Raw genomic sequence first — 21,144 nt, forward strand, 5'->3', positions numbered from 1 at the left:
GCTCCTCGCTGAACCTCGATCGCTTCATTCGTCCGTCTCCTTGTCGAAGGCCGGACTCTACCTATCAATGGAGGAAATCTAGGGGCTCAGACCAGTCCGGTCAAGCTGACCGCGGAGCTGCCCGCTGCCGTCCATCGCGATCTTGTCGCCTATGCGGCTGCCCTCGCCGCCGAGACGGGCGGCCAGCCTGCCGCGCCCGAAAAGCTGGTCGCACCCATGCTCGCCCGATTCATGGAAACCGATCGGGGATTTCGCCGACACCGCGCCCGGGCCGATTGATCCGCTAGGGCAGAGCGTCAATTTCCTAGGAAGCGCTTGAAGCGGTCCCGGCCTTCCGCTTCGACGACAGCCTGTTCGGCGTTCGAGCATTCATCGCCCCGCACAGAGCCATGCGTGCAGTCCGCAACGACCTGGCGGGCCTCTTCGAGACGTGCAGCGAAGTAGGGCTTGCCGCGCGGTTCGGCCGTCACTTGCGGCAGCTGCGGCGCAGTGATGGCAATTGGCGCGTTTGGCGCGATAACGATGGGACGTAGCGCGAAGCCCGCACCGAATCCGATGACTAGCGCGATCAGCACGACGATCAATGCCTTTCCTTGGATCATGACCGTTCCTTTGAGGATGGCTGAGCGCTGTATGGTTCCGAGTGCGGCGCGAAAGAATATCGTGTGGCAACCAAATCGAGGAAGCGATGAAGCACCGGGTTTTCGTTATCGTCGCGCCAATAGCCGGAATAGCCAATGCGGCTGTGACCGTTGGTTTCATGAATCTCGCGGAACAACACGCCCGGCACCTGGATGCCGGCTGACGACTCCGCGAAGATGGCAACGCGGCCGCCGAGCGCAATTGAACTGATGATGGTATCGCGCCCGACGTCATGCAAGTCGATCTCAGGCGTGTAGCCTGGGCTTCCTAGTTTACCCAGCAGGAAGTTGCGCGTTTCGGGGCCAGGATCGCGTTCGGTCAGTAGGAAGCGCTCTCCCGCAAGGTCTTGCCAGTAAATCTGCTCGCGATGAGCTAGCGGATGGGTTTCGGGCAAAACCACCAAATGTCGTTCGCTCCAGAGTGGCCGGCTCTTCATGCCCGAATATGGGCGCTCGCCGATCATGATTGCGATGTCGAGCAGGCCGTTTTCGATGCCGGCCAGCAGCATGGCACGGTCTCGCTCGAAAACGCGGACCTTGATCTCGGGAAACCGATGCTGAAATTCGCTCATTGTCGCGCGAAGGTTGCCAGCCGAGACGGAAGTGTAGAACCCGACTGCCAGCCGGCCGACCTCACCCGCCTGCGTGGCGCGGACCCACTCGTTGAGCTCCCTAAAATCTTTCAAAATGCGCTGGGCCGTGGTCAGATAGATCCTGCCGTTCTCCGAAAGAGTAGCTCCGCGTGTGTTCCGATTGAACAAGGTCATCCCAAGCCGCTTCTCTACTTCAATTATGTGCCGACTGAGAGTAGCCTGTTTGATGTTCATAATGCGAGCGGCCCGGCTAAAACTGCCCGCCTCGGCAGCGGCAATCAGATAGCGAAGCTGACGTAGCTCAATCACGACGCGCTATCAGAGATGCGGTGCCCTGAACTTGTCTATCCGCTCCATTCCGATATGTACTACGCGCTGCTGGATACGAGGCACAGTCCTTCAGCAATGCTGGGTCCGAACGACACTGGCATGTGAACTGCAACGCTAGGCTGTCCACAACGAGCAAGGCGTCTTTCTCCGCCTTATTGTCGATTTTGCCGTCCGGGTACCACGCCGAGAGATCGGAATGTTCAATACCGGCTAGACCGTCTGCCATAGCGCGGTTGACGCGCCACATTACGAGATGGGGGTGCGCTGAGATTGTCAAGGTCATCACATCAAAGCCCTCCTCCCAACATGTTTCGCAACCAAGTAAGCTTCAAATAAATAATCAATATAGGCGAATATTGATCTAGCGAATGACCATCTTCGGCCGCCGTGCCTGCCGCCCTCCTTGCAATGAAGCCGCTATGAAAGCTGCGTCCGCTAGCGACCGAGCCTCTTCAATTGTTTCTCGTGTGGAATAAGCGGTTCAGCTGCGACCCGGTGTCCATCATGTCGCAATGGTCATCATCGGTCATATCGAAGCGCTGGTGGCTATAGTCGCCGAGCGACTGGATATGCGGCCATACTATAGCCGTCAGTCCACGTTCCGTTCCGCTTTAGAGACGGCGCGTCCAAATCCGACGACTGCCGGATCGCTGATGGACGGCCTAACTCCCGATTACAAGATGCGCTCCGATTGATGGTCGATCCAGATGGCGCACCTTTTCGAAGGAGTATTCGCCATGACAGACAAATGGACCCCCATCACTGTTGGCCGCATGAGCCTGCCGCACCGGCTGGCCATGGCGCCGATGACGCGCAGCCGCGCCCATGTCGACGGGACGCCCGGCGCTCTCGCTGCACAGTATTACCAGCAACGCGCTTCAATGGGCCTGCTCATCACGGAAGGAACTCAGCCTTCTGATGACGGCCAAGGCTATCTGACCACGCCGGGTATCTACACCGACGCGCATGTGAAGGGCTGGCGCGAAGTCGCCGATGCCGTGCACGCCGAGGGTGGGAAACTCGCGATCCAGCTGATGCATGTAGGCCGCATGTCCCACCCCAGCAATACGCCGCGCGGCCGTCAGTCCGTCGCGCCGTCGGCCATCGCGCCCGGTGTCGAGATGTTCACAGCCACCGGCATGCTCGATATTCCCGAGCCGCGCGCGCTGGAGACCGAGGAGGTCGCACAGACCGTCGCCGATTTCGCCTTCGCCGCACGCCGCGCGATCGAAGCGGACGCTGACGCGGTCGAGATCCACGGCGCCAACGGCTACATCGTACACCAGTTTCTCGCGCCCAACGCCAACACGCGGACGGACGAGTACGGCGGCTCGGTGGAGAACCGAGCGCGCTTCGCGGTCGAGGTGGCGCAGGCCATCGCCGATGCCATCGGCGCGGATCGCACCGGCATCCGCCTCTCACCCGGCATTCCGATGGGCGGGATCAAGGAAGGGGGCGATAACGACGAGGTCTATCGCTACCTCGCCGAACAGTTCGAGCGGATCGGACTCGCCTATATCCACATGCTGCACGGCGGCAACGAGCAGCTCCTCGCCGACATCCGCGAGCGCTTCTCGGGCACGCTGATCGTCAACCGCCCCGGTCGCACCCGCGAACAGGTCGGCAGCGACATCGAGGCTGGAACGGCCGACATGGAATCGATCGGTGTGATGAGCCTGTCGAACCCCGATCTAGTCGAGCGCCTCAAGTCCGGCGCGAAGCTTAACGCGATCCAGTACGACAAGTTCTACGGCGCCGGCGCGGCGGGCTACGTCGATTATCCAACGCTTGCAGAGGCGTGACAGGCGCGGCGGAGCCGGACGCGGTCCGGCTCCGCTCCCTGGCCTCCGGACAGGAGCTAGACCGATGGCAACCAGATCAACTGATACATCCACCACCCGCGCGATCCGAATCAAGACCAGCGGCCGCAAGGTGGGGCCGGTGATACGGCTGATCGATCCCGGGGACATTGGCGAAATCACCAAGCCGTTCGTCTTCCTCGACGATGCCGAAATCCCTCCGTGTCCGGGCAACGCAATGAACTGGCACCCGCATTCGGGCGTCGGCGCGCTCACCATCATCACCAGCGGCCGGAACCGCTACAAGGAAACCACCGGCAAGCAGGGCGGTGTCGAGCCCGACGGGATCGAATGGATGGCCTCGGGCAAGGGCGTCTGGCACGCCGCGAGCGCGATCGGCCACACGAACTTGATCGGCTATCAAGTGTGGATGCTGCTGCCGCCCGAAGCGGAGCTCGCGCCTTCCTACAGCCGTCACTTCGCCGCCGACGAGATCGAAATAATTGACGGCGTGCGCGTCATCCTCGGGTCTTGGCAGGATCGGCAAGGACCTGTGCCGTACGAGAACGCAGCGACCCTGCTCGACGTGCGCCGTAAGGCGGGCGAGGCGTTCGCGTTCACCATCGAGCCGGAACACCAGCTCGCCTGGATCGCGGTCCAGTCGGGCAGCGTGTTTGCGGGTGGCGAGACGATCGGTGCGGGCGAACTCGCCGTGTTCGCGGATGGCGCCGAGCCGATCGCGATTGAGGCCACCGCCGACGCGCGCTTCCTTGTCGCGTCGGCACGACGAACCGAAGGGCCGCTCTTCGTCGGCAAAAGCTCAGTCCACTCGTCGGCGGAGGCACTCGAAAAAGGAGAAGCCGAGATCGCCCGGCTCAAGATTACGCTTCGCTGAGGCGCGCGGCCGCCGCTGCGATCATCATTCCGTTCGGGAGGCAATCGCAACTTACCGGAAACAGGAGAACATCGATGACCTACCACTTCAAACCCGCCGATGCCGCGCTGCTGCTGGTCGACTACCAAGTCGGCACGCTGCAACTCGCCAACACCACGCCCGCCTACGAAGCGCTGCGCAATGCCGTCGTTCTCGCGAAGGCCGCCAACGTACTGGGCATTCCGGTTGTGCTGACCGCGAGCCAGGAGGACCGCGTGCAGGGACCGACGCATGACTGGTTCTCGCGCGTCGTGCCCGAGGCCTACGAGAGCCGCGTGTTGCGCAGCGGGGTGATCGATGCCTGGCAGGATCCCGCCTTCCGCGCCGCGGTCGAGAAGACCGGACGCAAGCAGCTGATCATCGGCGCGATCACCACCGACATCTGCCTCGTCCTGCCCGCGATCAGTGCGCACGAGGCAGGCTACGAGGTGCAGGCGGTGATGGACGCCTCGAGTTCGCCCTATCGCATCAACGAGGATATCTCGCGCCATCGGATCGAACGTGCGGGGGTGGAGATGACGGTCACCAACACGATCGTCGCCGAACTCACGCAGGACTGGTCGACGCCGGAGGGCCAAGAGATCGCGCAGTTCCTGCCGACTCCCTACCTCATGCGTCCGGTCGACTGAGGCGGCGCCGCACTGAGACGCATCCGCGTGTTCCGGAATGCGGATTAGTCTTGGTCAGTACCATATTCAGATTGCCGGCGCGTCGAGTGGGCTTGCTCGCAGGGCGGCGAGATCGGCCTGTTCCCCGAAGATGCCCCAGTTCTCTTCGGCTACCTCGTGAATGACGATGTACACGGGCGCGAGCGCCGTTCCATCCGGCCGCCGGTCGAGGATGGCCGTCGCGCCCTCGATGAGGCGGCGCTTGCCATGGGCATCCAGACCACCTGCCAAAGCGTAAACCTGAAGGGTGACGACAGGCAAGCGAGCAGCCTCGTCGCCCATGAACACGGAATCCGCCGCATAGTCGGCGAAGTAGGTCCACACGGTGCTGCGTACCAACGGCGAGGGCGGCAGCCCCTCGCATTCCAGACCCAGCGCCGTAAGGGCACCGGCTACGCGCTGGCGATCGGCCGCGTCGAAGGTGCCAGCGGGCGAGTGGATGATGAGCTTGGGCATAGTGCTATCTCCGACAGGGGAATGGGGTGCCGCATCGCGGCACCCGTGCGGCGGATCAGATCGTCTGGCCGCCCGACACCTCGATGCGCTGACCGTTGACCCAGCGGTTGTCTGGGCCGAGCAAGCTTGCCACCATCGGCCCGATATCGTCCGGCAGGCCAACGCGGCCGAGCGCCGTCATGCCGGCGAAGGCGGTGTTGTAATCGGGAATGTCGCGCACCGCGCCGCCCAGGAAATCCGTCTCGATTGCGCCCGGTGCGACGGTGTTGGCGGTGATGCCGCGCGCGCCCAGTTCCTTCGCCATGTAGACGGTCAGCACCTCGACCGCGCCCTTGGCGGCAGAGTAGGCCGAGAAGCCGGGGAACGACACGCGGGTGAGACCCGACGAGAAATTCACGATCCGTCCGCCATCGGCCAGCACCGGCAGCAGCGCCTGGGTGAGGAAGAACACGCCCTTGACGTGGACCGCAAACAGCTTGTCGAACTTCTCCTCCGTCGTCGCGGAGAAATCCGCCATCTCGCCGTGGCCGGCGTTGTTAATCAGATGATCGATGGTCTCCCGGTCGAAGGTTTCAGTCAGTGTGCCGCGCAGCGTCTCCACGAAGGATGCGAAGGAGGAGACGTCGCCGGTGTCGAGCTGCAACGCCACCGCCTTGCGGCCGAGCGCCTCGATTTCGGCGACGACCGCGTCGGCGTTGTCCTTGCCGCTATGGCAGGTGAGGATCACGTCCCCGCCGTGACGGGCTATGCTGATCGCGGTGTTGCGGCCGAGGCCGCGGCTGCCGCCTGTGACGAGAGATATGGTGGTCATGGATGCCTCCGGTTGGTGTTTCCGTTCCTATGCGCCCGCACGCCCGACGCGTGTTGCGCGATCAACCTGAAATCTTGCCTGATTATCCAGGCCGGTTGCCGCATCGAACAGCTTCTCGTAATCGAATGGCCATGACAGGTTTGCTTCTCGACGATGCGCGGCGCTACGCCGATGCCCATGTCGACCGGTTCGGCGTTGCGACGACGCCGGTGGACGGGCTGGTGATCCTGCGCGAGACGACGCCGACCATGCTGCAATATGCGGTGTCCAAGCCGCTGGTGGCGCTGGTGCTGCAGGGCGGGAAGCGTGTGACGATGGGGAACGCCACCTTCGACTTCGGCGCGGGCGATTCCCTGCTTATCACCACCGACGTGCCGACGGTCAGCCAGATCACGACCGCGAGCCGTGCCTTGCCTTATTATTCACTCGTTCTCGAACTTGAGCCCGCGATCATCGCCGAGCTGGCGGGAGAAATCGGTGCGGTGCCGTCCGAGGCGGATCGCCCGGTCAGGGTCGATCCCACCGAGGCAGAGGTTGCGGACGCAGCCCTGCGCCTGCTGCGCCTGCTCGATCGGCCCGCCACGCTGACGGTGCTGGGATCACAGCTCAAGCGCGAGTTGCACTATTGGCTGCTCGTTGGTCGGCATGGCGGAGCGATCCAGGCACTGGGTGTGACCGACAGCCACGCCCATCGGGTCGCACGGGCCGTCGCTGTTCTCCGCACGCATTATGCCGAGACGGTAAAAGTCGAAGTGCTGGCAAAGGCCGCCGGGATGAGCCTGTCCGCTTTCCACGTCCATTTCCGGAGCATCACGTCCCTGTCGCCGCTGCAATTCCAGAAGCAGCTGCGGCTCATTGAGGCGCGGCGCCGGATGCTCTCTTTGGGCGAGGCAATTAGCGATGCGGCCTACGGCGTAGGTTATGAGAGCGTGCCCCAATTCACGCGCGAATACGGCCGCATGTTCGGACAGCCCCCGGCCCGTGATATTCGGCGGGCGAGTGCTGAGATGAGCGATGCCGCGTAAGGCATTTTAATCTTCCGAAAACTGTCAGCATGGCGCGCCGCTGCCCTCTACCAGTTCTCGCCATAGGGCCGGACCTCGACCTCAAAGCTCCACGCCTGCCGGACCTGCCTATGCAGCGACCAGGCGGTGTCCGCCAAGCCATCGGGCGACACGAAAAAGTCGTCGGGCTTGTCGCGCATTATGGAACGGACGGCGGGCTGATCGACCACGCCGTCGACGATCAGCAGGCCGACATGGATTCCCAGCGGCCAGAGCGACTTCGCCATGGATTGGGCGAGCGCGCGCTCTGCCGCCTTGGCCGGTGCGAAGGCGGCCGTTTTCTGGGATCCGCGCAGCGACGCAGTCGCCCCGGTGATGATGATCGAGCCCGACCCTTTGTCGGTCATCGCCGGTATGACCTGCTGCGCGCACAGTAGAAGCCCCATAGCGTTGATCCGCCAGGAGGCCTCGAAATCGTCCGGCGAGAGTCGCTGGACTGTCGCGAAGACACCCGAGCCGGCATTGTAGAGCAGCGCCTCTACCAGTCCCATGTTCTCGCGGATGTGGGCGAAGGCGCGCGATATCGATGCGGCATCGGTGACATCGCAGGCGACAGCCTCCGAGTGCGCGATTTGCGACGCCATCGCCTCTAGCTTCTCATTGCTGCGCGCCAGCAGCGCGACCTGATAGCCGCCTTTGCTAAAGCGCTCGGCAAGCGCCCCGCCGTTCCCCGGACCGGCTCCGACCACCACGGCTACAGGTCTTTCGTCAATCGCCATGAGCGCTCTCCCATTTTCGGTGCAGACTCTTTTCGAGATGGGATCACTGAGACCCTTGACCTATCAAAAGTCACGTAACATCTAAAGTAGCATGAGACGAGATAGCAGATTGTCGGGTGTGCTGCATGTGCTGTTGCATATGGTCGAGCGGGACGGGCCGGTCACTTCCGAGACGATGGCGACCATCATGGGCAGCAACCCCGCCGCGATGCGGCGGACGATGGCGGGACTGCGTGAGGCAGGGCTGGTCCGATCGGAGAAGGGCCATGGCGGCGGCTGGACGATCGAGCGTGCGCTATCGGAGATTACGCTGCGCGACATCTACGCCTCGTTGGACAGCCCCGAGCTCTTTGCCATGGGCAAACGGACCGACGCGCCGGGATGCCTGGTGGAGGAAGCGGTCAACGCGACGCTGGGTAGCGCCTTCGAAGAAGCGCGCACCCTGCTCCTCGATCGGTTCGCCGCAGTGACGCTCGCTGAACTGAGCGCCGATTTCCACGGCCGAATGCTCGCACGGGGAAACAAGGACGATCAGGAGATTTACCATGAAGTATGACGCTGTCGTCATCGGCGGAAGCTATGCGGGCCTGTCCGCCGCGATCCAAATCGCGCGCGCACGCCGATCGGTCTGCATCATCGATACCGCCTCGCCGCGCAACCGCTTCGCCAGCGCCTCTCACGGCTTCTTCGGCCAGGACGGCGCCGCTCCGGCGGCGATGATCGCCGGGGCCAAGGCACAGGTTGAGGCCTATCCCGGCGTGCGGATGATCGCGGATGCCGCGACCGATATCGGTGGTGTGGACGGCGGCTTCGAGGTGACCCTCGCTGGTGGTGGCACAGTTGCGGGCAGAAAACTGGTGCTGGCCTTCGGGATCTCCGACGTGCTCCCCGATATCCCCGGCCTTGCCGAGCGGTGGGGCGACACGGTCCTGCATTGTCCGTACTGCCACGGCTACGAGCATGGCTGCGGCAAGCTAGGGGTCTTGTGGACCGCGCCCCTGTCGGCGCATCAGGCCGCGCTCATCGCCGATTGGGGCGCGACGACGCTCTATCTCGACGGCAACGCCATGCCCGAGGGGGACGCGCGGATGCTTCTCGATCGGCGCGGCGTGACGATTGAACCCGCGTCGATCCGCTCACTGCACGGTGAAGACGGCGCCCTGACCTCGCTGTTGGTGGATGACGGCCGAGCGGCGGAAATTGACGCATTGTTTCTGGCACCGCGTTCGCGATTGAACAGTCCGATTGCCGAACGGCTCGGCTGCGCGCTCGACGAGGGTCCGTTCGGTCTGGTGGTTCGCACCGATGCGGCGAAGCTGACCACCGTCGCTGGCGTCTATGCTGCCGGCGATATCGCCCGCGCGCCGCACAATGCCAGCTGGGCGGCCGCCGATGGCGTCACAGCCGGAATCTCGCTGCACCAATCTCTTGTATTCGAGCCGCCCGTTACAGGACAATCTTGATGAGCATGGAGCTCTATGAACTCGCTTGGGGACTCTACCCTAGGCGCGTCGGCATCTATTTGGCAGAAAAAGGGATCACCGGGATTGACCGGGTGGCGTTCGATCTCATGGCCGGATGGCCTCCGCCCGAGCTGGAACGATTGAGCCCGCTCGCCACGGTGCCGATCCTGCGAACCGAGGATGGCACGCTGATCCGCTCCTCGATCGCGATCCTCGAATATCTGGAAGAGCGTTTTTCGTCGCCTGACATGCTCGGCCGAACGCCGGCCATGCGGGCACGGACGCGTGAGCTGATCGCGGTGATCGATGAAGCCGCGATGCAGTTTGGTATCTGGTGTCACAAGGCCAGCCCGGCGTTTGCGGGACGCGAACCGCAGAGCATCGAAGCCGCGACGTTTGCGGCCGATTCGTATCATTGTCGCTTGCGCCTGCTCGACACGCTTGTTGGCGAGACGGAAGGACCGTTCCTTGCTGGCGATCAGCCCACCATCGCCGATTGCATCGCGATGGCCACGCTGCAATTCGCCGAAGGGCTATATGGCGTTCCCGTTCCTGAAGACTGCCCTGTCCTGACAGTTTGGTACCGCGCCTTCAGCGAGCGGCCGAGCGCGGCGCCCGCAGAATTTCCCGCGCCTCTGCTGGCGGTAGCACAGGGGCTGCGGGAAGTCTGTCCGCCCTCGATCGGATCAAAACTAGGTCCCGCCCGAGGGATCGTCGATGTCTAACTGTAGCGACCTGCAATGATGATCGGCCGGACGCGCAATTATCAAGGTTTTCCGGCGTACATACGTGAGGCAGAACGGGGCGGCCAGTGCACGTTAGCTGATCCGTGACCCACAATCGTTGAGACGGACGCACAATAACCAACCTCCAATTCGTGGTGCCGGACCGGATGGAGCGTTCCGCTGTCTCGGTTGGGATCGAGGAATGGGACGGCCACAGCTTTCCCGAGACCCCTCGTTGTGGGAAGATTATGCCTAGATGGTCATCTGGCGGTGCAGCGTTTCGTGATCCTCGACATGCCAGTTTTCAACAATCAGACCGTCAGCGACCCGCATGATATCAGTCGCCAGATAGTCGATCGCTTGCCCGGCTCCTTCCGTGCCTTTACGGGTTCCTGTGAAAGTACCCATGACGCGCAGATGGCTGACAATGCGATCCCCAACCAGTATCTGCTGAAGAACCTTTACCCGGCCATCGGGGAACGCCACAAAGAAGTCCGCGCCAGCAGCGGCCAAACCTGACGGACCCTGTTGTCGACCGGCGGGCAAAGTGCGATCCGTGTAGCTGGGAGAAACGGTCGCCTCGAACAAGGCTGTGCTGCCGTTGTTCCAAAAGCCGTAGTAGGTCGCGGCGAGTTCCGCGAGCTTGGAAGTAGTACCGTCTCCGGGGCTGACCAGCACATCAGGACGCGCGAAGGTCACCGCCTCAGCATCGTGGAGCCGCGAAGGATCGGCGGGCGACGAGGTGTCCATGTCAAGCTGCCTCCCGCTGATCGAGCCACGCCGGCACGTCCACGACCGCAATGCCTTGCGCGGCATTGAAGGTTGTCTCCTTGTCCCACGCGACGCCGGTGTCGCGGGCAAAGGCAAGGTGGTACTTCCGCATCCCGTCGTCCGGGTGTGCCGCGACTTCGGACCGCAGCCGATCCATGTCCCACATCACCCGCTCCACATCGCGACCCAAGTGCCCTTCAATCATGTCGGCAAGTTGGGTGTAGGAGAACGTGTCCCCGGCGACGTACACCACCTGATCACGGATGCGCGGTTCATGCGCGAGGATCGCGGCGGTGAGCCGTCCGATGTCGCCCGGGGTGGTCACGGTCAGGCGGTTCTCCCAGCTACCGAGCGCATGAACCCTAGGGCGTTCGAGGTCGACCAGGCCGAAGGCCGGCTCGAACAAAAAGCTGGTGAACATGCCCGTCGAGACGATGATCCATTCCGTGGCAGATTGCCCGCGCAGCATATCGCGCACGTCCGCCTGCTCATCGAACACCGGCTGCCCGCTGCCATGCCCGACCACGTCGTAATCGACACCGAACTGCCAAGGCACGTAGCGTTCCACGCCGGCTTGCAGGACGGCCTTGGTTATCTTGCGTTGCGTGCCTGGGCCGCCGACGAACCCGGTGCAGCAGATAACCGTATCGAACGAGGCGAAGATGGCGACAAGGCCATCGACCGTTTCCGTCGCAAGATCGCCGCGAACGATGTGGAGCCCCTTACCCTCCAACGGGTGTTTAGCCTGCTCTCCGGCTGCGTCGGCGGGAGGCCGCAGGAGGACGCTGACTGATCCGGCGCTTTCCGGGTGCTGCTCCAACAGTCCGTTGATCACGGCCAGTCCCAGTTCTCCGGCGCCGATTACAAGGAAAGTAGCGGAAGGTTTCTTCGTTTCTGGCATCAGGCACTCCATATGATCCTGATGACAAATGAGATGCACGGTCGGGATAAAGAAGACGGTACACGCGTGATACCGCTTGATGAGTTGGACTTCGATGCGGTGATTGCCCGCTCGCAAGCAGCCTGCGACGCGCTCAGCGACGATGATGACGGGCTGAAGCGGGAAGTGCTGGCCCATGCCGGCAACCGATGGTCGCTCGGCATCGTCCATACCTTGGGCGTCGCCGGTACGCTACGCCACGCCGAACTGGCACGGCGGCTCGAAGGGGTCACGCAGCGCATGTTAACCCGCTCCTTGCGTCACTTGGAACGTGATGGGCTCATTCTTCGCCGCGACTACCGGGAGGTGCCGCCAAGGGTCGATTACACGCTGACGACCATGGGGCGAGGGTTGCTTGTGGGGATGATGCCGCTTTGGTCCTGGATCATCGACAATGCCCCGGAGTTCAGGGCAGCACGCGCCCGGTTCGACCATAACGGACCGAATGCCGATGATCCTATGAAAGCCCGGAGCCTTCCCGAATAGAAGGGATGATTGCGATGACCGAGGGGCGCGCTGCACGCTGGACGGCAAGGAAGTTCCGTTTTCCCGAAATCTGTTCCCGATAGCCTCTTGCCGAAGTTGCCCTTTCGAGAGGGAGAAACGGGACACTAGAACCACCTAGCGCCCGCTGGCGGGTCCGATCTTTCTCACGCAATGTGCGCCGGAAAACGCCGATGATTGCGCGTCCGGCCGATCATCATTGCAGGCCACGACATCTAACACGAGGCGGGAGAATTCGTCTTGGCTTAGAAGTGCCGCTTTAGGAACTCCGCGGTTCCGTCTAGAGCCTGTCCCGACGCCTTAAGCATGCCAACATTGGTAGGGAAGACATGAACCATGCCCTTCCACACATGCGTTTCCACCTGACGCCCCGCCTCGCCTGCCAGCGACTCGAAACGCAGCGAGTCGTCGAGCAGGATTTCGTCGTCGCCAACATCGATCCGAACCGGCGGTAGCCTGGTGAAGTCGCCCGCCAGCGCGTTAACTCGAGAATCGCTCTTGTCCGCCCCCGCGAGGTACTGCCGGGCGCCATCGGAGAGCGACTGCTCGGTGAGGATCGGATCGACGTCGGCGCGGGTCTGGACGCTTTCGCCCATGAGCGCTGGATCGGTCCACGGCGAATAGGCGACGATGGCGACCGGGGCGGGCGTCTCTTCAGAGCGGTTCATCGCCACCGAAAGCACCGCGCCACCGCCCGCGGAATCGCCCATCAGGGCGACCTTGCCGCCGGTCATCTCGGCCAGCGCGACATAGACCTTGCTGACGTCGTCATATGCGGCGGGGAAGGGGTTTTCGGGCGCCAACGCATAGTCGACGACGAACACCGGGCGGCCGGCACGCGTGGCAATCTGGCTGGCGAGTCCGCGATAGGCCTCGGCGCTGCCCAGGACGTAGCCGCCACCATGGACGTAGAGGATGGCGCCGTCCCCGGCGCGCGTGCCGGCAGGGGTGACCCACCATCCCGCTACACCGCCGACTTCGGCTTGCACCGTCTCGACATCGTCGGCAATCTTGGTGCGCGCGATCAGCTGGTCGTAGGCTTCGCGGGCACCCGGCTCGATCGAAAAGCTGCCCGATGCGGCGATCATCGCGCGCATCGCCAGCATGGCGGCACGGTCGCGGAAAGCCTCGTCGTGATTGATAATGCTCATGGGAAAGTTCCTGTGCTTGGTAACTGCCAGCAATCTAGCGTTCCGCAGTACCGGGCGGCAGAGCATCATTCTGGACGCACCATCCCATCAGCGGGACGAATGACGCGCTTGTTCCTATCGCACGAAGGCGGCCAGCTCGTCCGCTGAACCGGTCGGAAAAGTCGCCTTGAGATGATCGAGGAATGCCGAGACGCGGGAACTGAGCAGCCGCCTCGAGGGATAGAGCGCCCACAATTCGGTGCCCGGCATATCGAGTTCGCCCCACATCACGAGGTTGCCGCGCTCGACCTCGTTGTGGACCAGCGAATAAGGCAGCGCAGCCGCAGCTTCGGCATCGCGCAGCGCATCACGCACCATGACCAGCGAGGAGAGCGAAAGGATCGGTTCGATTGCCACCGTCTCGATACCTTCCCCGTCATGACGCACACGCCAGCTCGTCTGCTTCCAGTCGACGCTGCGCACGATGGCGGGTACGCTCTTGCGTCCCGAGGGTCGTTTGAGGCCGGGCGGAGCGACGACGACCTGATGATCGCGCAGAAACACGCGCCCAATGAGATTGTCGTCGGCGCTGGGGTTGATCCGGATGACAAGATCCACACCTTCTTCGACCATATTCACCGCCCGGTCCTCGGTGACGATCTCGAGCTGGACTTCCGGATAGGCATTAGCAAATCGCGCAGCGACCTCGCCCATCGCGATCTGGCAGAACAGCAGCGGTGCGCTGATCTTCATGTGCCCGCGCGGCGTATCACCGCCCGACGCGATCGCGGTGACAGTCTCGTCGAGATCGGTCAGCAGCTTCGCGCTGCGCTCGTGAAGCGCACGGCCTTCCTCGGTGAGCTTTAGCTCACGGCCGCCGCGCTCGAACAGGCGCAGACCCAACGCGGCCTCGAACTCCGCGACGCGGCGCGACAGGGTGGCCTTGGGCCGGTTGGCCTCGCGCGCGGCCTTGCTGAAACCGCCATGGCGAGCGACGAGGTTGAAATCGGCGAGCGCGACAAGATCCATGTTTCACCTAAGAGACGATACGGCAGTAGTGGCAATACTCCGCCTCATGGACGAAACAGTCAATATTTGGATGCACCACTGTCTCAAATCATCAGGATTTGCGACGGGTCGCTGCCCGTGCGGCATCCGCTGACGCCGTGCTTTCGCACTAGCCCCACCCGGCACCTTCCAATGCAGGCTGCCGAGCGGGGGGTAACGCGCCTCGGACGGGAGAGGACGTTTTGAGACGCCCCCAACACCGTGTTAGAAGTTGGCGAGGAAGGGATTGATCCCGGCGACCGTCTCTTCGAGCCGATCTTCCTTCTCGGTGCGGCGCATGTAGTCGACTTCCTCGACCAGCACCTCGGCCGGCGTCGGATCGCGCTGCAGCAGGTCCATCACCTGGTCGACGAAGAGTTCGGGATCCATGAAGCGCTCGTTGTTCTCCTGGCCTGGCGTCAGCGTGGTGCGCAGCGCCGGCGGGGCGATCTCGATCACCTCGACCCGATCCTTCAGCACCGCGCGCAGCGACACGGTGTAGTTGTGGATGCCCGCCTTAATGGCCGAATAGGTCGGCGCCAGCACCAGCGGCACGAAAGCAAGACCGGAGGTCACGTTGATGAGCGCCGCGTTGGGCTGCGCCACCAGCTGGTCGATCAGCGCATTGGTGAGCCGGATCGGGCCGAGCAGATTGTTGGTGACCGATTCCTCGGCGTCGGCAAGATCGCGCTTCGCGGCGAGTGAGCCTTCCATCCGCATGATGCCGGCATTGTTGATGAGCATATTCGCCTGCGGGAAGTCGTCGGCGATCCGCTTCGCGAACGCATCGATGCTGACCGGATCGGTCTGGTCGAGTTCGAGCGTGTGGATGTTCGCGTAGCCCTCGGCCGTCTCGGCCAGCGCGTCCATGTTACGGCTCGCGATGATGACGGTGTTGCCTGCATCGTGCAGGCGCCGGGCGATCAAGCGTCCGATGCCCGAGCCGCCGCCGGTAAGGATGATGGTGTTGCCGCTGTTCTTCATGATGCTTCTCCTCAGGTGCAGAGCCGGAAATCCGTTTCCGTCTCTCTGCCGTTGGAAATAGATGTTCCGAGCGCCATGGATAAGCAGCTTAATATGGACGGATTGTCTCGCCCATGAAACGATACTGCCTCAGACCTTGAGCCCGCCATCGACATAGAGTTCTTCCCCGTTGATGTAGCTAGCAGAGTCGCTCGCGAAGAAAGCGACGACGTTGGCTACCTCTTCGGGAGTGCCGATTCGACCTATCGGGCTGCGCTCGTTGAGAGCGTCGATCGCGCTGTCGCCGTCACTGCCCAACGCATCACGAAGCGAAGGCGTATCGATCGCTCCGGGGCTTACGACATTGATGCGAATGCCGCGGCCCTTGATGTCCTTGATCCATGTTTTTGCGAAGGCGCGCATCCCTGCTTTGGTCGCACCATAGACGCTCATGGTCGACGGCGCCTCGAACGAGCCGGTCGACCCCATAAGGACGATGGATGCGCCGTGGCCAAGCATCGGCAAAGCCGACTGGACCGTGTTGAGAACACCTTTCAGATTGGTGCCGACCACCTTTTCAAACTTCTGGTCGTCGATCTCTCCGAGTGGTGCGTTTGCGCCCACACCCGCGTTGGCGACCACGATATGAAGTCCGCCGAGCGTCTCTCCGATCCGCTGGACGGCGGCATCCATCTCGTCTGCCTGGGTCACGTCGGCGACGATCGGGAGGCACCCTCCACCAATCGAACTGGCAGCGCTGTCGATCGTATCGCGGGTGCGCCCGGTTATCGCAACGGCAGCTCCGCATTCGGTCAGCTGCTTTGCGATAGCGAAGCCGATACCTGAACTGCCGCCGGTCACGAGGGCGACTTTCGCCGTAAGATCAATTCGCATCGGTTGGTACGCTCCTGACGGAAAGGGATGGAACACGGACGAGGTCCGTAGCGGGCGGCGAAACTCGCTAGTCCTGCGCCGTGGGGCGTACGACGATGCTTCCGACATCGACTTCGGCGGGCTGTTCGATCGCGAAGGCGATCGCCTTGGCGATTGCCTCGGGCGGAAGTGCCAGTTCATCCATGCGTTGCTGCGTGGCCGACCTGGCGGAAGCGTCCGTCATCGACGAGGCAAGGTCGGTAGCTATGAAGCCGGGCGACACCTCTGTCACACGCAGCGTCGGCCCGGCTTCCTGGCGCAAGGCTTCGGTTATCGTTCTGACTGCATTCTTGGTCGCCGCGTATACGCCCATGGTGGGCACGATCCGCAGACCGGCGGTCGAGACGACATTGACGATGTGGCCATTTTGCTGCGCAGTGAAGATCGGAAGCGCGGCGGCGATCCCATAAAGGACTCCGCGCAGATTGACGTCGATCATCGCATCCCAGTCCTCGACCCGAAGCGCATCGAAACGGGACGTCGGACTTATGCCGGCGTTATTGACCAAGACATCGAGCTGACCGAACCGTGCGCGAGCGTGGGTGACAAGTGCGTCGACATCGGTGCGTCGTGTTACGTCGGTCGCTAGCCAGGCAGCGGTCCCGCCGCGCGCCTCGATTTCGGCCGTGACGGCCGCCAATTGTTCGGATCGGCGCCCGCCGATGACGGGTATGGCGCCAAGGCTCGCCAGGTGAAGTGCCGTGGCACGCCCGATGCCGCTTCCCGCCCCGGTAATCACCACCACTTTGCCTTTTAGGCTCATCGCAATCTCCTACGCATAGAGAGCTAGGCAGACCTGCGTGGAGTTACTACACGTAGTCATCCATGATTTTGTCGAGTTCCTCCAAAGTGGCGGTCGATCCGCTATCCGATGCGCTGATCGCCTTCGGTTCGGGGTCAGTGCAGGCAACGCGCCTAGAGGCCGCAGGCGACTGGTCGCTCGGTTTCGCCTCTCGAAACCGCCTGAAGTTCATCGGTGTGATCCGCGGTAAATGCTGTCTGGTGTTTCCTGATCATGATCCCGAATGGTTGGAAGAGGGCGACGTGGCGTTGATCGGGCGCACCGATTACATCGTGGCGAGTGATCCGTCCCTTGAGCCCGCCCATGGAGCGCCGCTCTATGCCGCCAGCGATGAAGACACATTGCGCCTCGGAGGAGACGATGTGCTGGTGATCGGATCAAGCGTAGGACTGGATGACGCAGGCGCGGGGTTCGTCCTGGATGCGCTGCCGTCGTTCTATCGGATTGCCCAAGGTTTCGGCGAAGCGGAGACGATTTCCCGTCTTCTCGCGTTTGTCGACCGCGAAGCCCGCATTGATCGGCCGGGGAGCAGGCTCGTTGCCATGCGACTGGCCGAGCTACTTTTGATCGAAGGCGTGCGCGCGTTCATCGCAACAGAAGGAGCGCTTTGCGCGGGATGGATCGGCGCTTTGGGCGACAAACAGGTTGGAGCGGCACTGACTTTGATCCACGCCCATCCTGAACGGCAATGGACCGTACCGGGTCTTGCGGCTGAGGTCGGCCTGTCGCGATCAGGCTTCTCCGAGCGATTTTCACGTAGAGTAGGCCGCCCTCCGCTCGATTACTTGCGCCAATGGCGGATGATGCTTGCGCGGCGGCTCCTGGCCCAGAACGAGCTCAGTGCTGATCAGGTCGCCCGCCGCGTCGGCTATTCGTCGCAAAGCGCGTTCGGTTTCGCGTACAAAAGGACATTCGGGAGTTCACCAAAACGTTCAGCTTGAATAGGCTCCTGGCGCTTTGCCCGACGCGATCTGGCGTGAAAGCATTTTGCTCGTCGCTGACGCGCTTGACCGGTCAGCCTGAGCCCCGCGCTGTAAACTGGGGCGATGAGACAGCGTAGAATTAAAAAATGAGAAGGACAATTACATGGGTTTCGAAGGTGGTTGCCGCTGCGGCGCAGTGCGATACGAACTGGAGGCGGACAATCTTCCGCCGACCTATGCCTGCCACTGTGTCGATTGTCAGACCTGGAGCGGCTCCGCGTTTTCGCTGCATGCAATCGTGGCAGAGGACGCGCTGACCATCAGCGATAGCGGCCATACTTTCCGTCTGCCAGAAGGGCAGGAGGCCATGCCGTCCGAACATATCGGATGCGCCGCCTGCCTCACCCGGATCGCCAGTCGCAATCCCGCGTTGCCAGGGTTTCTGGTGCTGCGCGTGGGCACACTCGATCGTAGTAGCGAGGTTGCACCTGCCATGCATATCTGGACCCGGCAAAAACAGCCCTGGTTAACAATCGAAGAGGGCACACCCGGCTTCGAGGTTTCGCCAACGCCGCAGGAATTCGCCGCTGCGATCGCTGGCTAGGGCCCCCTCCAGGCCATGGCCCAGGTAACCGGAATGCGTGCTGATGCCCGTCGCAGCGAGGAAGCGGTGCTCGACGCGGCGCGCAGGTTGTTCGCGGCCGAAGGGATCGATGTGCCTAACCGCACGATCGCGGAAGCCGCCTGTGTGGGCGTTGGCACGCTTTACCGGCGCTTTCCGACGCGCGCGGACCTTATCGCGGCGGTGTTCCGGCAGGAGATCGATGATTGCGCGGCCGCGGCCGGCGAACTGGCGGCTACCCGGCCCCCCTTCGAAGCACTGGCTGAATGGCTACGCCGTTTCGCCACGTTTATTGCCACCAAGCGCGGATTCTCGATCGCTCTACATTCGGGCGATCCGGCCTACGCAGGATTGCCGGTGCATTTCGAGGACCGCTTCTATCCGGCCTTGAACAGTCTTCTCGAGAGTGCTCGGGAGGCTGGGGTGATCCGGAACGGTCTGACCTCCGATGATCTGGTCAAGACCGTGGCACGGCTCGTCTCACCGCAGGATACCGGGCTCGGCGAGCGGATGCTGGAAGTGCTGATCGACGGATTGCGGGCGGACTGACCGACCGGTCGCCCGCCCACACCGCCGATACCTTTACTTCTGCTCGATCGTGCCCTGCGATGCCGCCGCACCGTCCACCGATTTGACCGCTTCGGCCCAAGCGTCGCCCGATCCCGACAGCGTGCTGAGCAGGAACCCGGTCGACAGCTGCTGGACCGCGGTGACGCGCGCCGGGTCCTCGTCGGTCGTTTCCCGCGCTTCATAGTTGGGAATACCGCCCAGTGAATGCTCGCCCCCCTTAACCTCGAACAGCGCCTTTGCGCCGGGGCTGAGATCGTAGGCCTCGCGCCACCAGTCCGGTCCGCGCACGGTCATCGCGCCACTGTCGTTATCGCCCGCGACCACGAGCGTCGGGGTTTCCAGGCCTGAGAAGTCCGGGTGCATGAAGGGGAAGTTCTGCGCGGCGAACTCGCTCAGATTGTCGCCACCGGTGCCGGGCACCGCGAACAGCACGCCCGCCTTCACCCGCGCGTCACGCAGCGAGACGGTCGCGCCGTCGTCGGGATCGGGGTGCGTCGCTCCGAGGAACATGCTCGCGGTCTGCGCACCCCAGGAGTGGCCTGCCACCGCGATGCGGTCGCGGTCGGTCCGGCCTTTGATGAACGGAGCCGCTTCTTCGATCGCGTCGAGGTTGTCGAGCAGAGCGAGGATATCCTGTTCGCGATGCCGCCAGAGCTGCGGGCGGCGCGGATCGTCGGCGGCAAGCGCGATCATGCGGGAATCGAGATGCGTCGGATTGATCACCACAAAGCCGTTCGACGCCCAGTAGTTCACGAGTGGGCCGTAAGTGTAGAGCGACTGCCCGTTGCCGTGAGAGAAAAGGATGACGGGCAGGCTGTCGCCTTCGGCTGGCGCGGTGACCCGATAGGTCAGATTCTCGCCGCGGCCTTCGATCGGCAGAGAGAGCGGCCCCATGGATAGTGCGGGCGCAAGGTCCATGGCGGTCGAGCGAATGGTCGGGTTGGCATGTGCTGGCATTGATTTCTCCTTGGCCCCGGCCACGGCACCGGGGCGACGGGAATTCAGATACGGAACAATGTTCCGTTTTCAAGATGTAGATTTGCGGGGCGAGGTAGCGGGCACCTACAGCGAGCCGTCCGCAAGCATCTCGCGCGTGCGCCTCAGGGTCGAAAGAAGCGCGGCCTTGTAGCCCTTGTCGCTGTCGAACTGCTTCTGCTCGGCTTGCTCTTCCGGTCCGCCGGATTCCTTGTCTCGCAAGCCCAGGTAGCAGTAGAATTTGAGCTGCAGGTCGCCCGCGTCATCCTCGGAAAGTTCGTTGATGATCGCACCTTCGCGCGGGCCGCCGGCCTGGAAGAAGGTCACCTTGGACTGCGGCTCGAGCACGATGATCTCGCGGACGTCCTCATCCGCGATGGTCGCCTCGCGCACGAAATGCGTGTCGCTTTCCTCGGTCACCTCGCAGCGCGTGCAGACGCCGGCTGGCAGAAACAGCCGCGCATCGCGTGCCTTTCGCTCGAGGCCCTTCCAGACCTGCTCGCGAGTCAGCGGCGTTTCGCCTTCGGGATTCACCGGAACGGTGGCGGTAGAGTAGATCATGACGTGTCCTTCAAGGATCGGGGTTGAAACGCCATGCAAGCTAAGGGTCCGTGAAACTCGCACTAGTCGCGAAATTCGAACGCGACGTCTCACTCGTGGAACGCCGGGGCGGTTTTCCATCGTCTCCCTGGCGAGACGATCGGTCCCGATGACGCCTCTATTCGCGGACAGCGAAAGACGTATCTCCAACGTATTAACTG

General features: G+C 62.9%; 26 protein-coding genes. 12 read left to right on the forward strand and 14 right to left on the reverse strand.

What is annotated here, in order from left to right; genetic code table 11:
* The first annotated feature begins 63 nt into the window (after nucleotides 1-63).
* Entirely contained in the window at nucleotides 64-279 is a 216-nt protein-coding gene (locus EV664_RS08930) for a DUF2274 domain-containing protein (RefSeq protein WP_133495560.1), read from the forward strand.
* A gap of 17 nt (nucleotides 280-296) precedes the next feature.
* Here EV664_RS08930 and EV664_RS08935 read toward each other — a convergent pair whose 3' ends face one another.
* Together EV664_RS08935 and EV664_RS08940 are read right to left on the reverse strand one after the other, a co-directional pair.
* The gene (locus tag EV664_RS08935) at nucleotides 297-602 is read right to left on the reverse strand and encodes a hypothetical protein (RefSeq protein WP_133495368.1); all 306 of its coding nucleotides are present in this window, start codon (nucleotides 600-602) and stop codon (nucleotides 297-299) included.
* Nucleotides 599-1,543 carry a LysR family transcriptional regulator gene (locus EV664_RS08940; RefSeq protein ID WP_133495369.1) on the reverse strand — a complete coding sequence of 315 codons (945 nt, stop codon included), beginning with the start codon at nucleotides 1,541-1,543 and terminating at the stop codon, nucleotides 599-601. Before EV664_RS08940 ends, EV664_RS08935 begins: the two co-directional genes overlap by 4 nt.
* Nucleotides 1,544-2,301: 758 nt before the next feature.
* Here EV664_RS08940 and EV664_RS08945 point away from each other — a divergent pair.
* The 3 genes from EV664_RS08945 (at nucleotide 2,302) to EV664_RS08955 (ending at nucleotide 4,926) form a co-directional block, all read left to right on the forward strand.
* On the forward strand, nucleotides 2,302-3,366 hold the full coding sequence (locus tag EV664_RS08945) for an alkene reductase (RefSeq protein WP_133495370.1): 1,065 nt from the start codon (nucleotides 2,302-2,304) through the stop codon (nucleotides 3,364-3,366).
* Between the two features lie 64 nt (nucleotides 3,367-3,430).
* Nucleotides 3,431-4,258, forward strand: a complete 828-nt coding sequence (locus EV664_RS08950; RefSeq protein WP_133495371.1) for a pirin family protein — start codon at nucleotides 3,431-3,433, stop codon at nucleotides 4,256-4,258.
* A gap of 74 nt (nucleotides 4,259-4,332) precedes the next feature.
* The gene (locus tag EV664_RS08955; protein ID WP_133495372.1) at nucleotides 4,333-4,926 is read left to right on the forward strand and encodes an isochorismatase family protein; all 594 of its coding nucleotides are present in this window, start codon (nucleotides 4,333-4,335) and stop codon (nucleotides 4,924-4,926) included.
* Nucleotides 4,927-4,992: 66 nt separating this feature from the next.
* Here EV664_RS08955 and EV664_RS08960 read toward each other — a convergent pair whose 3' ends face one another.
* Nucleotides 4,993-5,421, reverse strand: a complete 429-nt coding sequence (locus EV664_RS08960; protein ID WP_133495373.1) for a tautomerase family protein — start codon at nucleotides 5,419-5,421, stop codon at nucleotides 4,993-4,995.
* Between the two features lie 55 nt (nucleotides 5,422-5,476).
* Nucleotides 5,477-6,232, reverse strand: coding sequence for an SDR family NAD(P)-dependent oxidoreductase (locus EV664_RS08965; RefSeq protein ID WP_133495374.1), 756 nt, complete (start codon nucleotides 6,230-6,232; stop codon nucleotides 5,477-5,479).
* A 140-nt stretch (nucleotides 6,233-6,372) separates the two neighbouring features.
* Here EV664_RS08965 and EV664_RS08970 point away from each other — a divergent pair, with 140 nt between their 5' ends.
* On the forward strand, nucleotides 6,373-7,257 hold the full coding sequence (locus EV664_RS08970) for an AraC family transcriptional regulator (RefSeq protein WP_373287504.1): 885 nt from the start codon (nucleotides 6,373-6,375) through the stop codon (nucleotides 7,255-7,257).
* 47 nt (nucleotides 7,258-7,304) lie between these two features.
* Here EV664_RS08970 and EV664_RS08975 read toward each other — a convergent pair whose 3' ends face one another.
* Nucleotides 7,305-8,015, reverse strand: a complete 711-nt coding sequence (locus EV664_RS08975; protein ID WP_133495375.1) for an SDR family NAD(P)-dependent oxidoreductase — start codon at nucleotides 8,013-8,015, stop codon at nucleotides 7,305-7,307.
* A 91-nt stretch (nucleotides 8,016-8,106) separates the two neighbouring features.
* On the opposite strand from EV664_RS08975, the gene EV664_RS08980 reads away from it, so the two are divergent.
* The 3 genes from EV664_RS08980 to EV664_RS08990 are packed head-to-tail and all read left to right on the forward strand — an operon-like array spanning nucleotide 8,107 to nucleotide 10,203.
* Nucleotides 8,107-8,571, forward strand: coding sequence for an Rrf2 family transcriptional regulator (locus EV664_RS08980; protein ID WP_133495376.1), 465 nt, complete (start codon nucleotides 8,107-8,109; stop codon nucleotides 8,569-8,571).
* The gene (locus EV664_RS08985; RefSeq protein WP_133495377.1) at nucleotides 8,561-9,478 is read left to right on the forward strand and encodes an NAD(P)/FAD-dependent oxidoreductase; all 918 of its coding nucleotides are present in this window, start codon (nucleotides 8,561-8,563) and stop codon (nucleotides 9,476-9,478) included. The genes EV664_RS08980 and EV664_RS08985 overlap by 11 nt, the downstream gene beginning before the upstream one ends.
* On the forward strand, nucleotides 9,478-10,203 hold the full coding sequence (locus EV664_RS08990) for a glutathione S-transferase family protein (protein WP_211338491.1): 726 nt from the start codon (nucleotides 9,478-9,480) through the stop codon (nucleotides 10,201-10,203). The genes EV664_RS08985 and EV664_RS08990 overlap by 1 nt, the downstream gene beginning before the upstream one ends.
* 252 nt (nucleotides 10,204-10,455) lie before the next feature.
* On the opposite strand, the gene EV664_RS08995 is transcribed toward EV664_RS08990, so the two are convergent.
* Together EV664_RS08995 and EV664_RS09000 are read right to left on the reverse strand one after the other, a co-directional pair.
* Nucleotides 10,456-10,953, reverse strand: a complete 498-nt coding sequence (locus tag EV664_RS08995) for an ester cyclase (RefSeq protein WP_162848806.1) — start codon at nucleotides 10,951-10,953, stop codon at nucleotides 10,456-10,458.
* A 1-nt stretch (nucleotide 10,954) separates the two neighbouring features.
* Complete coding sequence (locus tag EV664_RS09000) at nucleotides 10,955-11,887, reverse strand: aromatic alcohol reductase (RefSeq protein WP_211338492.1); 933 nt, start codon at nucleotides 11,885-11,887, stop codon at nucleotides 10,955-10,957.
* Here EV664_RS09000 and EV664_RS09005 point away from each other — a divergent pair, their 5' ends adjacent.
* Nucleotides 11,888-12,400 (forward strand): winged helix-turn-helix transcriptional regulator, encoded by a 513-nt coding sequence (locus tag EV664_RS09005; RefSeq protein ID WP_229668202.1) that lies wholly within the window; start codon nucleotides 11,888-11,890, stop codon nucleotides 12,398-12,400.
* A gap of 263 nt (nucleotides 12,401-12,663) precedes the next feature.
* Here the strand turns inward: EV664_RS09005 and EV664_RS09010 are convergent, their stop codons facing one another.
* The 5 genes from EV664_RS09010 to EV664_RS09030 form a co-directional block, all read right to left on the reverse strand.
* Nucleotides 12,664-13,569: an alpha/beta hydrolase gene (locus tag EV664_RS09010; RefSeq protein WP_162848807.1), complete on the reverse strand. Its 906-nt coding sequence runs from the start codon at nucleotides 13,567-13,569 to the stop codon at nucleotides 12,664-12,666.
* Between the two features lie 114 nt (nucleotides 13,570-13,683).
* On the reverse strand, nucleotides 13,684-14,577 hold the full coding sequence (locus EV664_RS09015) for a LysR family transcriptional regulator (RefSeq protein WP_133495380.1): 894 nt from the start codon (nucleotides 14,575-14,577) through the stop codon (nucleotides 13,684-13,686).
* 243 nt (nucleotides 14,578-14,820) lie between these two features.
* Nucleotides 14,821-15,579: an SDR family oxidoreductase gene (locus EV664_RS09020; RefSeq protein WP_133495381.1), complete on the reverse strand. Its 759-nt coding sequence runs from the start codon at nucleotides 15,577-15,579 to the stop codon at nucleotides 14,821-14,823.
* A gap of 129 nt (nucleotides 15,580-15,708) precedes the next feature.
* Nucleotides 15,709-16,452 (reverse strand): SDR family NAD(P)-dependent oxidoreductase, encoded by a 744-nt coding sequence (locus tag EV664_RS09025; RefSeq protein WP_133495382.1) that lies wholly within the window; start codon nucleotides 16,450-16,452, stop codon nucleotides 15,709-15,711.
* Nucleotides 16,453-16,519: 67 nt separating this feature from the next.
* A complete protein-coding gene (locus EV664_RS09030) occupies nucleotides 16,520-17,254 on the reverse strand; it encodes an SDR family oxidoreductase (RefSeq protein ID WP_133495383.1) in 735 nt (244 codons plus the stop codon).
* A gap of 62 nt (nucleotides 17,255-17,316) precedes the next feature.
* Here EV664_RS09030 and EV664_RS09035 point away from each other — a divergent pair, with 62 nt between their 5' ends.
* The 3 genes from EV664_RS09035 (at nucleotide 17,317) to EV664_RS09045 (ending at nucleotide 19,387) form a co-directional block, all read left to right on the forward strand.
* Entirely contained in the window at nucleotides 17,317-18,234 is a 918-nt protein-coding gene (locus EV664_RS09035; protein ID WP_133495384.1) for an AraC family transcriptional regulator, read from the forward strand.
* 145 nt (nucleotides 18,235-18,379) lie between these two features.
* Complete coding sequence (locus EV664_RS09040; protein WP_133495385.1) at nucleotides 18,380-18,820, forward strand: GFA family protein; 441 nt, start codon at nucleotides 18,380-18,382, stop codon at nucleotides 18,818-18,820.
* 15 nt (nucleotides 18,821-18,835) lie between these two features.
* Nucleotides 18,836-19,387 (forward strand): TetR/AcrR family transcriptional regulator, encoded by a 552-nt coding sequence (locus tag EV664_RS09045; RefSeq protein ID WP_211338493.1) that lies wholly within the window; start codon nucleotides 18,836-18,838, stop codon nucleotides 19,385-19,387.
* Nucleotides 19,388-19,420: 33 nt separating this feature from the next.
* On the opposite strand, the gene EV664_RS09050 is transcribed toward EV664_RS09045, so the two are convergent.
* Both EV664_RS09050 and EV664_RS09055 read right to left on the reverse strand, forming a co-directional pair.
* Entirely contained in the window at nucleotides 19,421-20,365 is a 945-nt protein-coding gene (locus EV664_RS09050; protein ID WP_211338494.1) for an alpha/beta hydrolase family protein, read from the reverse strand.
* 105 nt (nucleotides 20,366-20,470) lie between these two features.
* On the reverse strand, nucleotides 20,471-20,944 hold the full coding sequence (locus EV664_RS09055; protein ID WP_133495386.1) for an SRPBCC family protein: 474 nt from the start codon (nucleotides 20,942-20,944) through the stop codon (nucleotides 20,471-20,473).
* Nucleotides 20,945-21,144 lie beyond the last annotated feature (200 nt).

This window comes from Stakelama pacifica (assembly GCF_004361835.1).
GTDB classification, from domain to species: Bacteria; Pseudomonadota; Alphaproteobacteria; order Sphingomonadales; family Sphingomonadaceae; genus Sphingomonas; species Sphingomonas pacifica.